The organism is Photorhabdus laumondii subsp. laumondii (genome assembly GCF_003343245.1).
Lineage (GTDB): Bacteria > Pseudomonadota > Gammaproteobacteria > Enterobacterales > Enterobacteriaceae > Photorhabdus > Photorhabdus laumondii.
Genome location: NZ_CP024901.1, coordinates 2,097,134 through 2,109,409, shown reverse-complemented (window position 1 = coordinate 2,109,409; position 12,276 = coordinate 2,097,134). Strand labels below are relative to the sequence as shown.

9 protein-coding genes are annotated in these 12,276 nt (G+C 41.8%); 4 read left to right on the top strand and 5 right to left on the bottom strand.

All coding sequences use genetic code 11. The features are described 5' to 3' along the window. Window positions 1-85: 85 nt before the first annotated feature. Together PluTT01m_RS09160 and rlmKL are read right to left on the bottom strand one after the other, a co-directional pair. Complete coding sequence (locus tag PluTT01m_RS09160; RefSeq protein ID WP_011146043.1) at window positions 86-1,996, bottom strand: ABC transporter ATP-binding protein; 1,911 nt, start codon at window positions 1,994-1,996, stop codon at window positions 86-88. A gap of 5 nt (window positions 1,997-2,001) precedes the next feature. Next, window positions 2,002-4,119: a bifunctional 23S rRNA (guanine(2069)-N(7))-methyltransferase RlmK/23S rRNA (guanine(2445)-N(2))-methyltransferase RlmL gene (gene rlmKL / locus PluTT01m_RS09155; protein WP_011146042.1), complete on the bottom strand. Its 2,118-nt coding sequence runs from the start codon at window positions 4,117-4,119 to the stop codon at window positions 2,002-2,004. A 102-nt stretch (window positions 4,120-4,221) separates the two neighbouring features. Here rlmKL and PluTT01m_RS09150 point away from each other — a divergent pair, with 102 nt between their 5' ends. From PluTT01m_RS09150 to PluTT01m_RS09135, 4 genes are all read left to right on the top strand, one after another. Next, window positions 4,222-5,337: a YcbX family protein gene (locus PluTT01m_RS09150; protein ID WP_011146041.1), complete on the top strand. Its 1,116-nt coding sequence runs from the start codon at window positions 4,222-4,224 to the stop codon at window positions 5,335-5,337. A 277-nt stretch (window positions 5,338-5,614) separates the two neighbouring features. After that, window positions 5,615-6,913 (top strand): glycosyltransferase, encoded by a 1,299-nt coding sequence (locus PluTT01m_RS09145; protein WP_011146040.1) that lies wholly within the window; start codon window positions 5,615-5,617, stop codon window positions 6,911-6,913. A gap of 217 nt (window positions 6,914-7,130) precedes the next feature. Beyond that, window positions 7,131-8,015, top strand: a complete 885-nt coding sequence (locus PluTT01m_RS09140; RefSeq protein WP_011144786.1) for an IS982-like element ISPlu6 family transposase — start codon at window positions 7,131-7,133, stop codon at window positions 8,013-8,015. A 121-nt stretch (window positions 8,016-8,136) separates the two neighbouring features. Next, window positions 8,137-9,432 carry a glycosyltransferase gene (locus PluTT01m_RS09135; protein WP_011146039.1) on the top strand — a complete coding sequence of 432 codons (1,296 nt, stop codon included), beginning with the start codon at window positions 8,137-8,139 and terminating at the stop codon, window positions 9,430-9,432. A gap of 385 nt (window positions 9,433-9,817) precedes the next feature. On the opposite strand, the gene PluTT01m_RS09130 is transcribed toward PluTT01m_RS09135, so the two are convergent. From PluTT01m_RS09130 to PluTT01m_RS26875, 3 genes are all read right to left on the bottom strand, one after another. Beyond that, window positions 9,818-10,363 carry a cell division protein ZapC gene (locus tag PluTT01m_RS09130; protein WP_011146038.1) on the bottom strand — a complete coding sequence of 182 codons (546 nt, stop codon included), beginning with the start codon at window positions 10,361-10,363 and terminating at the stop codon, window positions 9,818-9,820. Window positions 10,364-10,679: 316 nt separating this feature from the next. After that, window positions 10,680-11,690: a quinone-dependent dihydroorotate dehydrogenase gene (pyrD, locus tag PluTT01m_RS09125; protein ID WP_011146037.1), complete on the bottom strand. Its 1,011-nt coding sequence runs from the start codon at window positions 11,688-11,690 to the stop codon at window positions 10,680-10,682. Window positions 11,691-12,033: 343 nt separating this feature from the next. Beyond that, window positions 12,034-12,201 carry a hypothetical protein gene (locus PluTT01m_RS26875; protein WP_011146035.1) on the bottom strand — a complete coding sequence of 56 codons (168 nt, stop codon included), beginning with the start codon at window positions 12,199-12,201 and terminating at the stop codon, window positions 12,034-12,036. Between the last annotated feature and the right edge of the window lie 75 nt (window positions 12,202-12,276).

Genomic DNA, 12,276 nt, shown 5'->3' with positions numbered 1-12,276 from the left:
TTTCTCCTGTTAAGGAAATCGGGAATATCCACAGAATCATACTCAGAAGAATTTCGCAGTATGATTCTGCTAATTATGTTAACTATTAACTGTTTTTCAATGTTTCCAATTCCTGCCAGCGATCAAAAGCCGCTTCTAATACTTGCTCTTTTTGAGACAGTTCAGTCAATATTTTTTGGGTTATTACATGAGGCTGATTAAAAAATTCAGGAGCACTCACTTGAGATTGTAACTGATCAAGCTCTTCTTCCAGTTTCTCCAGCAATGATGGTAATTGCTCTAACTCTCGTAATAAATGGTAACTCATTTTGTTACGAGAGTTTTTTGGCGGTTCCTGAATCTTTTCTACTTTAACTTCCGTTTGAAGTTTTTTCGCATTTTTCTGGCGCAACGATACAACCTGTTCGCGCTGTTGCTGAGCATCGTAATAACCACCAACATAATTATTGATCGCACCATTACCTTCAAAAATCCAACATTCTGTCACGGAGTTATCAACAAATTGACGATCATGACTCACCAGCAATACAGTACCTGTATAATTCTCTACCAGCTCCTCCAGCAACTCTAATGTTTCCACATCCAGATCGTTGGTTGGCTCATCAAGTACCAACAGATTACTGGGTTTCAGGAACAGACGCGCCAGCAACAACCGGTTCCTTTCACCACCAGAAAGCGCTTTAACCGGTGTCATTGCCCGCTTTGGATGAAACAGAAAATCCTGCAAATAACCCAGAACATGACGAGGGCGACCATTCACCATCACTTCCTGTTTACCTTCAGCCAGGTTATCCACTACGGTTCTTTCCGGATCAAGTGCTATCCGATGCTGATCAAAATAAGCAATTTCTAGTTTAGTACCACAATGAACACGGCCACTATCAGATTGCAGCTCACCTAACATCAGTTTCAGTAAAGTGGTTTTGCCACAACCATTTGGCCCTACCAGTGCAATCTTATCCCCACGCTGAATTTGCGCACTGAAATTATTGACCAGTTTCCTTTCACCAATTTGATAGTTAACATTTTCCAACTCAAAGACAATTTTTCCGGAACGACTCGCTTCTCCCATCTGCATTTTAGCGGTTCCCATTACTTCACGGCGTTGTAAACGCTCAATACGTAATGCCTTCAATGCCCTAACACGCCCTTCATTACGAGTACGACGCGCTTTAATCCCCTGACGGATCCACACTTCTTCCTGAGCCAACTTACGATCAAATTCAGCATTTTGCATCTCTTCCACACGCAACGCGTCTTCTTTGCTTTCAAGAAACTTATCGTAATTACCCGGCCACGATACTAACTTACCACGATCCAAATCGACAATACGGGTTGCCATATTGTGAATAAATGAACGGTCATGAGAAATGAAAACAAGGCTACCCTGAAAATCTTTCAGGAAATTCTCCAGCCATTCAATCGTATCAATATCCAAGTGGTTAGTTGGTTCATCAAGAAGCAAGATTTTTGGCGAACTCACCAGCGCCCTTCCCAAGGCTGCTTTACGCAACCAACCACCTGAAAGAGAAGAGAGCTTCGCTTCCGCAGGTAAAGAGAGCTGTTTCAATACGTCATTAATGCGACTATCCAGTGACCATAATCCACGGATATCCAGTACCTCCTGCAATTCTGCCAGGCGGTTAAGGTTTTTCTCATTTGGCTCCTGCTCCACCAAGCGGGAGACCAGATGAAAAGATTTAATATATTCGGCCTGCTCCTGAACACCTTCGGCAACAAAATCAAAAACCGTCCCTTCTACATTACGCGGAGGATCCTGTTGTAAGCGAGCGACAACCAGATCCTGTTGGTAAATAACCTGACCATCATCCAACGGCTGCTCTTTTGCTAATACCCGTAACAAAGTAGATTTTCCAGCACCGTTACGGCCAACCAGACAAACCCTTTCATTTTCTTCTATATGCAATTCTGCATTATCAAGTAATGGTGCATCACTGAACGACAACCACGCACCAGATAAATTGATCAATGACATAGTAATTATTTTTCCTCACCAGCATGACGTAATAGCCAGCAGTTGTGAATCTGACGATTGCGGGCAAAATCCTGCGACTGGGTTTTACTGGTGATTTCCTCTGCCACCAAGCCAACTTTTTCCAGCTCAGCAAAATCCATTTTAAAACCACGTTTGTTATTAGAGAACATCAGCGTTCCGCCACGACGCAACAAGCGCTTAAGCTGTCTCATCAACATGATATGGTCGCGTTGTACATCAAATGTATCTTCCATTCGTTTAGAATTGGAAAAAGTTGGCGGATCAATAAAAATCAAATCAAACTGTTCATTGGCCCGTGCCAACCAAGCGAGACAATCTGCCTGAATCAGCCGATGCTGACGCCCAGTTAATTCATTAGCCTGTAAGTTCCGTTCAGCCCATTCAAGATAAGTGCGAGACATATCAACCGTCGTTGTTGAACGCGCACCGCCTAATCCAGCATGTACCGTTGCTGCTCCGGTATAGGCAAACAGATTCAGAAAATCTTTCCCTTCACTCATTTCACCTAGCATTTTTCGGGCAATACGGTGATCAAGGAACAAGCCAGTGTCCAAATAGTCAGTTAAATTGACCCAGAATTTTGCGTCATACTCATTTACCAGAAAGAATTCCTGTTTTTCTGCCATTCTTTCATACTGGCTTTTGCCTTTCTGACGCTGACGAGTTTTAAGTACTAATTGATTTGATGAGAGTCCAAGAACTTGCATCGTTGCACTGATAACATCGAATAAACGCTGACGCGCTTTATTAGCATCAACACTTTTCGGCGGAGCATATTCCTGAATCACTACTTTATCCGCATAGCGGTCAACAGCCACATTGTATTCTGGCAAATCAGCATCATACAGACGATAACAATCAATCCCTTGCTGTTTTGCCCAGTGAGCTAATTTCTTTTCATTTTTGCGCAGACGGTTGGCATAATCTTCCGCCACATTCACCTCTGATGAATGCGGTTTATCCGACAACAGATAATTTTTCTGTACGCAATCCAGTGGACCATTTTTAGCTTTAAACTCACGTTCAGCCCGTAATTGCAGACAACTCAGCAATTCAGGTGACGCACTGAATAGCGACAGACGCCAGCTAGGGAAACGGCTTTTCATTATCCGCCCAAACAAACTGTGCAGTGCAATCAATGCCGGCTCACTTTCCAAACGCTCACCATAAGGTGGATTACTTAATACTGTCCCAGCAGGGCCTTCTGGTAATGGATTTTCCAGACGACTGGCATCACCTTGCTGAAAAGTGATCAACTGCGCAACCCCAGCTCGACGAGCATTTGACCGAGCCATATCCAGCACTCTGCGATCAATATCAGAACCAACAAAACGGCAAGTTGTCTCCTGAAGACCTTTACGAAAGCGGATCTGCGCTTCTGTGATTACCTCACGCCAAATTGCTTCATCATGTTTTAACCAAGCAGTAAAGCCCCAATGATCACGATGTAAACCCGGAGCACGATCAGCCGCCATCATTGCAGCTTCAATTAACAATGTGCCGGAACCACACATGGGATCAACCATTGGAGTCCCTATCTGCCAACCTGAACGTTGGACAATCGCCGCAGCCAGATTTTCTTTCAGCGGAGCCTGACCAGCAAGATCGCGATAACCTCGGATATGCAAACCATCACCACTCAAATCCAATGCAACACTGGCTTTCTCTTTATTTAGGAAAACATTAATACGAACATCCGGCTGCTGCTTTGCCACATTCGGGCGTTGATCCAACTTACGAGTAAAACTATCGACAATGGCGTCTTTAACTTTTAGCGCCCCATATTGCGTGTTACGTATCTCTTCATTTGTACCACTGAAATGCACAGAGAAAGTGCTATGTACAGAAAAAACCTGGCTCCAATCAATAGACTGAACCCCAAGATAGAGATCTAAATCGCTATAAACATTAAATTCATTTAGCGGTAGCAAAATACGTGATGCCAGCCTACTCCACATCAGACTTTTATACATCACTCTGCCATCACCTTGAAAATGAACTCCACCTTGCACAATCTTGCATGATTGCGCACCCAGCATTTCCAGTTCGTTCTTCAACAATTCTTCTAATCCACGCGCCGTGCTGGCAAACAGAGAGTTCATATGACATATCACCAAAAAGAAAATTGTTACGCATTATAGCCAATCCGGATGACATGTCATAAAGTTGCGCATGTCAGAAAAATGTTTTGTGGAGATTAATGGATGATCACGCTGTCTCGCCTGTATACCCACCCAGTAAAATCTATGCGTGGTTTGCAACTTTCCCATGCATTAGTCAGTGAAAGTGGCCTCATATTTGATCGCAATTTTATGGTCACAACGACAGATGGAACTTTTATTACTGCCCGTAAATACCCTCAGATGCTGTTATTTACTCCAGCTATGTTAAATAATGGTATTTATCTGCGTGCGCCCAACGGAGAAAACGCCACGGTACTTTATCGTGATTTCCTGCCTGAACAGCAACCAACGGAAGTATGGGGCAACCATTTTACGGCTCTCATTGCACCAGAAACTGTTAACCAATGGCTAAGTAGTTTCTTTGACATTCCGGTGCAATTACGCTGGTTAAGCCATGAATTAACCCGCAGAGTAAAAAAACACCCCGAAATTCCATTATCATTTGCGGATGGTTATCCATTTCTGCTTATTAATGAAGTCTCATTTCATTTATTACAACAACGTTGCCCAGCCAGTATTAAATTAGAACAATTTCGCCCAAATATTGTCATTACCGGCGCAGAAGCATTTGCGGAAGATAGCTGGCAATCAATTCAGATTGGGGATGTTATTTTTGACTTACCCAAACCATGCAGCCGCTGTATTCTGACCACGGTCAGCATTGATAAAGGCATTAAAAATCCAAACGGAGAACCATTAACAACATTGCAATCATTCCGGACAGCAGAGAATGGTGATATCGATTTTGGTCAGAATTTAATTGCTCGCTCCAGTGGTATTATTCGAATCGGAGATAATGTCACCGTATTAGCTAAAAAAGACCCACGTCAATATGGCAGCAGTGAAAAAGCTGAGAATATTGATGTACCAAAAACAAATGAGCAATCTGTCATTATCGAATATAACAGGCAAACTTTTACAGGTAACAATCAACAAACTATTTTAGAGCAACTGGAACAACAAGGAATAAGAGTCCCTTATTCATGTCGGGCAGGCATATGTGGATGTTGTAAAATTGCTTTAATTAAAGGAGATGTTTTTCCTTTAAAAGCCACAGCAATTAAAGAAAATGGCCACATTCTGGCCTGCTGTTGTATTCCAAAGAATAACCTTATTCTTAATAATATGACGCGTTAGCAGAAATATCTAACCATGTAGAACAATTAATTTTTCAACAAAGAGGCGTTATCTAAATCCTGATTCCGTTATCATCCTCCCCATGTTGGCACTAACATGGCCTAAGGGGAGGAAATTAATGGACCCTTTTCATAACTTCACCAAAAAATCAATCATATTGATTATTGCAATAATGAATTAACTATTACGATAATGAATTTATGTCTACTGTCATAAAATGATTACACTCTAATTAGGAGCTAAAGCAACTCAACCAAAACACAGAAAGGAATAAGTCATGGCACGTATCATCATTGCAGCGCTCGCAACCCCTGGACATGTCTATCCAATGTTAAAGATCGCTCAATCACTGATAGCACAAGGACATCAGGTAACCGTATTCACCGGTGCATTATTTCGCCAACAGGTAGAAGCTTTAAATGCACAATTTGTCCCTTTTGATGAACAGGTAGATTTTGACTACCGCCATTTAGAACAGCATTTTCCCGACCGTGCTCAACTTCCTCCGGGAAATGTACAAATGGCACTCGCATTCAAGAATTTCTTCTCCGCCCCAATCCCATTTCTCGACCATCAACTGCGACAAATTATTCGTGAACAACAAGCGGAATTACTGATAGCCGAAAATTGCTTTTATGGCATATTACCTCTGTTGCAAGAAGAAAAAACCCATCGTCTTCCAGTCATAGTCATTGGCATAACACCTCTGGCTTACTCTTCGAAAGATTCCATTTTCTGGGGACCACGTATCCCACCTGCGGTATTACCACCTGAATTAACACATGAACAGCTCGTCGATAAAGCCGACCAACAACTCATAGCCGAAGTGCAGGATAGCTTCAATAATTCATTAGTCCAGTCAGGAGGCTCCGCATTAACCAGACTTTTCAACGATGAAGTCATCTTTGGTGCTGATCGCTTTTTGCAACTCTCAACTCTGGCATTTGAATATCCACGAGAAGGATTGCCTGATACAGTCCATTTTATTGGACCACTTCCCAACCCTGTACCGACAACAACATCACCTCAATTATGGGAAGAAGATGATCCACGTCCATTGGTTATAGTTACTCAGGGTACTATTTCCAATGCCGATTTAAATCAGTTGATTTTCCCCACATTGCGTGCACTGGCTACATTACCGGTACGTATATTGGCAACCACCGGTGGCAGATCGGTAGAAACACTGAGTAAAGATCTACCTGAAAACGCGCGTGTCGAAGAATTTATTTCATTTGAGCACTGGCTGCCGAAAGCTTCATTGCTGATATCCAACGGGGGCTACGGAACCATCAATTACGCTCTCAGCCACGGAACACCATTACTTATTGCCGATGCAGGAGAAGGCAAGCAGGAAGCAGCGTTTCGTGTTGTATGGGCTGGATGCGGTACTAATCTGGATACAGCACATCCCACTGAATCTCAACTTAAGCAAACAGTGGAAAATATGCTGAGTACAGACTTGTTTAAACAACGTGCGCAAATTGTCCAAAAAGATTACGCAAGACATGATGCATTAGCAGCAATATCCCGTCACGTAGAACAATTAATTCTTGCACAAAGCCACATTCACTAAACCCTAGATACCTTCTTCTTTCCTCTCCGTTTTGGTGCTAACACAGACCGACAGGGAGAGGAAACCAGCATATTTCATCACATTATGAAAAAATAAATCAAAGTTATTATTGTCATAATTAATTAACCCGAATTCTGGATAAGAAATTGACGAGAAGCCTGTTCCAGGAGCAAAGTTTTGGTGTGCACCAAAAACAGCTCCGAGGGGGGAACAGGCTATGGACAACTTAGTTGAAATTTTCTGTGATGTCGATGATTTTTGCCGTTTTTTCATCCCTCAATGGGAACAATTTTGTCTCGATAGCGGGCATCGTTTACGCCGCCGACAAGGTCATATGTATCCCAGTGAAATCATGACCATTTTGATCCTTTTTCATATGTCGCATTACCGTGATTTTAAACATTTTTATCTAGAACATATTTGGAAATATCACCATAAGGATTTTCCAACCTTGCTTAGCTATCCTCGTTTTGTCAGTGTGGCTCCTTCCGTTTTGGTGCCATTATGCAGCTATCTGACTCAATTAAAAGGGAAACCCACAGGCATTGCTTTTATTGATTCCACCCGTTTGAGTGTCTGCCATAACATTCGCATCCCTCGACATAAGGTCTTTGCGGGGATAGCAAAGCGCGGAAAAAATTCAATGGGCTGGTTTTACGGTTTCAAATTACACCTGGTTGTCAATCATCAGGGTGAAATTCTCGCGCTTAAAGTGACTCCGGGTAATGTGGATGATCGGGAACCTGTTCGTGAATTATCAAAAGAATTAACGGGTTCTCTTTACGGTGACAAAGGTTACCTCAGCCAGGAATTGGCGGACGATTTAGCTAAAACCGATGTCACTTTCATCACGAAAAAACGGCGTAACATGAAAGCGAGTATGCAAGCTGAGTGGGATAAGATAATGTTAAAAAAGCGTTTTATCATTGAAACGATTAATGGGCAATTAAAAACTCTTTCTCAAATAGAGCATTCCCGCCACCGAAGTATAAAAGGCTTTCTGTTGTGCGTTTTAGGTGGATTGATTGCTTACTGCCTTAAATTGAAGAAGCCATCACTGAAAGTTTTCTACTCAGAAGACGATTTTTCAATGACGGATTAAGCAGAATTCGGGTTAATTATTATTTTTGTAATGAATTTATAACCGTAGTCATAAAATAATCACACTCTGAGTCAGGAGCTAACTAGCGTAATTAAATCAAAACAGTACAAAGGAGCAAATTATGGCACGAATTGTCATTGCAGCGGTTGCAACACCCGGGCATGTCTATCCGATGTTAAAGGTAACTCAATCACTGATAACACAAGGACATCAGGTAACTGTCTTCACTGGCGCATTATTTCGCCAACAAGTAGAAGCTTTAAACGCACAATTTATCCCTTTTGATGAGCAGATAGACTTTGATTACCGCCATTTAAAACAACGTTTTCCCGACCGAGCGCATCTGCCGCCAGGAAATCTGCAAATGGCACTCGCGTTTAAAGATTTTTTCTGTAGCCCAATCCCATTCCTCGACCGCCAACTACAACAAATCATCCATGAACAACAAGCAGAATTACTGATAGCCGAGAATTGCTTTTATGGCATATTGCCACTGCTGCAAAAAGAAAAAGCTCATCGCCTTCCTGTGATCATCATTGGCATAACACCTCTGGCTTACTCTTCGAAAGATTCCATTTTCTGGGGGCCACGTATCCCACCCGCACTATTACCATCAGAATTGACACATGAACAACTCGTAGACGAGGAAACCCGACAACTCATAACCGAAGTACAGGATAGCTTCAATGACGCATTAGCTCAGTCAGGGTGCACTACGTTAACCAGATTTTTCAACGATGAAGTTATTTTGGGTTCTGATCGTTTTTTGCAACTTTCAACCCTGGCATTTGAATACCCACGAGAGGAATTGCCTGATACTGTCCATTTTATTGGCCCTCTCCCTAACCCTGCTCCGATAACAGAATCACCTCAATTATGGGAAGAAGATGATCCACGCCCATTGGTTATAGTCACTCAGGGCACCATGTCTAATACTGATCTAAACCAGTTAATTTTCCCCACATTACGTGCATTGGCTAAATTACCTGTGCGTGTATTAGCAACCACCGGTGGTAGTTCAATAGAAATACAGCCAGAGAACATACCTGACAACGCACGTATCGAAGAATTTATCTCATTTGAGCACTGGCTACCAAAAGCTTCATTGCTAATATCCAACGGGGGTTACGGAACCATTAATTATGCCCTTAACCACGGTACACCGGTGCTCATTGCCGATACAGGAGAAGGCAAACAGGAAACAGCGTTTCGCGTCGTATGGGCTGGATGCGGTATTAATCTGGATACAGCACAACCGACGGAATCTCAGCTTAAGCAAACAGTGGAAAATATGCTACGTACAAACTTATTTAAACAACGCGCACAAATCGTTCAAGACGATTACTCCAGTCATGACGCATTAGCAGCAATATCCCATCACGCAGAACAATTAATCTTCGAAAATCGTGCTAATTAACTTCAATATCCCCCCTCCCCATCTCGGAGCTAATGTTATCCAAAGGGGAGGAAATTATTAAAATATTTCTTATCTATTTTTCACACCAACTCCAAATGAACAAGCTATAGCTATCACATATAATAGGCAAGTCTCTGTGATAATAGCCAACAGGAAACAGGAAACAGGAAACAGGAAACAGGAAACAGGAAACAGGAAACAGGAAACAGGAAAAGAGTGACTTACTCATAATCAGATGGGAAGATGTAAATGCGATAAAATTTCCTCAAATGATAAAGAACAATTTTCTTAATTAAAAACGGTGATTATCTTCTGACTTGTCGCTCTATTTTCAAAAAGTCTCTTTACTCTTGAAATCACAGAACAATGGGATCTTAAACCCAAATCAAATCGCAGTGCCATAAATTGGCATATAAATAGATTCCACAAATGGCATCAATCGATCATTCATAATCTTAATGGGATCACAAAAGTTCATTACTCGATCGGATAATGTTAATTGTGGTTGAGCTAGCAGACAAAGGCTCGCACTATCCCCGGCCTCTACGACCAAGAATATAGCATCTGTCCCGCAATCCTGGAGCCGTACCTGAATCAGTTCTCCTTGTACCGGCTTCTCTATCATGGCAAAACGAGAAAAATACCAGCTTCTTGGCATCTGTGGCTTAATAAAGCGGAAAGCCACTAACGCATTAAGAACTAATTCAGCTCTGGATTCATCTGAAATATTAATTCGGCGTGTCTGTTCTTCAAAACAATAATAAAGCGTCGCATCTTCTACAGAAAATGAAGTTTCTCCCATTGCATAGGGTATCAACATCTTAGCAGGAAAACAGGAACGAAAAACCATACCATTAGACAGATCGAGCATTACACGGTCATGGTTAACATCAAAATACCAGCGCCATTGGTCATCGGGTTTAATATTCATGAATTATCCTTTTATACCCGTTATCTTTCAAGTTGCCTCTTTGTTGGCTGCACTCACTCACCCCGGTCACATAGTTACCTATGCTCCCGGGGATTCGCTCCCTTGCCGTCGCGATGCACCTTGAAATCCATAGGGTATATGCCAGGAAAATTTACATCGCCAAACAGATTGTAAATAACTTGCCAGCTATTCAGTGAAATAAGCCCTGCCATAATTAAAAGATATGCGAAGATACAGATAAAAATTAGGTGATCAGAGTGAATATAGACGAGTTGGGGGCAAAAATAAACCCCCAATGATAAATTAACAGCAAGATTTAGATATGATTGACGATATCTTTGATTAATTTTGGACCATGATAGATAAATCCAGAGAAAATCTGTATTAAAGAAGCCCCCGCTGCTATTTTTTCTCTGGCTGCGGTGAGTGAATCTATTCCACCAACACCGATAATAGGAATTTTATCTCTTAATTCTTGGGAGAGCTGACGAATAACTTCTGTACTACGTAACTGAACCGGTCGGCCACTTAACCCACCAGCTTGTTGGCAATAGTTAAGCCCTTCAACTAAGCGCTTATCTAACGTTGTATTAGTGGCAATAGCACCATCGATATTATGACGAATTAAACTATCTGCAATTTGAATCAACTCTTCTTCAGAAAGATCCGGGGCGATTTTTACCGCAACAGGGACATATTTTTGGTATTTTTGCTGAAGTTCACCCTGTTTATTTTTAATCGCCGATAATAGATCATCCAACGCTTCGCCGTATTGCAATGTTCTTAAGCCCGGCGTGTTGGGCGAAGAAATATTAATCGTGATATAACCAGCGTGAGGATAAATTTTATCCATGCAGATTAAATAATCATCTTTTCCATGCTCTACTGGGGTATCTTTATTTTTGCCAATATTGATCCCAATCACTCCACCATATTTTGCCTTTTTGACATTCTCTACCAGGTTATCAACACCAAGATTATTGAAGCCCATACGGTTAATTAACCCTTCTGCTTCGACGATACGGAATAATCTTGGTTTATCATTTCCTGCCTGAGCACGTGGGGTTACGGTGCCAATTTCAATAAAACCAAACCCCATTGCACCAAATGCATCAATACAATCGCCATCTTTATCAAGGCCGGCAGCCAGACCAAGGGGATTTTTAAATGACAGGCCCATACAAGTCACAGGCTTTGTCGCAATTGACTGGCGGATAAAAAACTCGAAAGGAGTACCGGTAATACGTTTGAGCTGGCGGAAGGTTAATTCGTGGGCGTGTTCTGGATCAAGCTGGAACAACGCTTTCCTGGCTAGTGGGTAGCACATAATTCTAAACCCATTAATTAATTTATAAACATTAAATTACAAAGATAAAGCTACACATGACACATTCAGATACCATTTGGAAGTTTCTGAGCTAAAGAACGCCCATTTTCAACCCCCCAATATTTCGGCAGATAGGGTAACCGAATAACATGGGCTGAATCTACAGAAATATACTCACCAGAAGCAAATTTTTTCCAAATGTTGCGCGTGAAACAAGAATACACTGGTAACTACAATCGTTGACATTTTTGCCCAAGATACTTAGCTTCTCTCGAACAACTACAAAGGGGAGCAAACCAATGGATGCTCTTTAATATCTTGAGCAATTTTCATACTACAAGCATCAACCAATAAAAATGTATTTCAATGCCGCAATAACAACAGCAATACCAACTGCTAATGTCAGTTTCTTAATCCAATCTAAATCTGTTTTTATAGTACCAATATCGGTTTTAATGCTCTCAGTAGCAACTGTTAGATCTGCTTTGGTGACAACACTTATATCCGTCATCTTTCAAGTTGCCTCTTTGTTGGCTGCACTCGCTCACCCCGGTCACATAGTTTGCTATGCTCCCGGGGATTCACT

What these genes read in the sequence shown, in the direction of transcription:
- PluTT01m_RS09150 (WP_011146041.1), top strand. Translation starts at nt 4,222, where the DNA reads ATGATCACGCTGTCTCGCCTGTATACCCACCCAGTAAAATCTATGCGT.
- rlmKL (WP_011146042.1), bottom strand. Translation starts at nt 4,119, where the DNA reads ATGAACTCTCTGTTTGCCAGCACGGCGCGTGGATTAGAAGAATTGTTG.
- PluTT01m_RS09135 (WP_011146039.1), top strand. Translation starts at nt 8,137, where the DNA reads ATGGCACGAATTGTCATTGCAGCGGTTGCAACACCCGGGCATGTCTAT.
- PluTT01m_RS09160 (WP_011146043.1), bottom strand. Translation starts at nt 1,996, where the DNA reads ATGTCATTGATCAATTTATCTGGTGCGTGGTTGTCGTTCAGTGATGCA.
- PluTT01m_RS09145 (WP_011146040.1), top strand. Translation starts at nt 5,615, where the DNA reads ATGGCACGTATCATCATTGCAGCGCTCGCAACCCCTGGACATGTCTAT.
- PluTT01m_RS09140 (WP_011144786.1), top strand. Translation starts at nt 7,131, where the DNA reads ATGGACAACTTAGTTGAAATTTTCTGTGATGTCGATGATTTTTGCCGT.
- PluTT01m_RS26875 (WP_011146035.1), bottom strand. Translation starts at nt 12,201, where the DNA reads ATGACGGATATAAGTGTTGTCACCAAAGCAGATCTAACAGTTGCTACT.
- PluTT01m_RS09130 (WP_011146038.1), bottom strand. Translation starts at nt 10,363, where the DNA reads ATGAATATTAAACCCGATGACCAATGGCGCTGGTATTTTGATGTTAAC.
- pyrD (WP_011146037.1), bottom strand. Translation starts at nt 11,690, where the DNA reads ATGTGCTACCCACTAGCCAGGAAAGCGTTGTTCCAGCTTGATCCAGAA.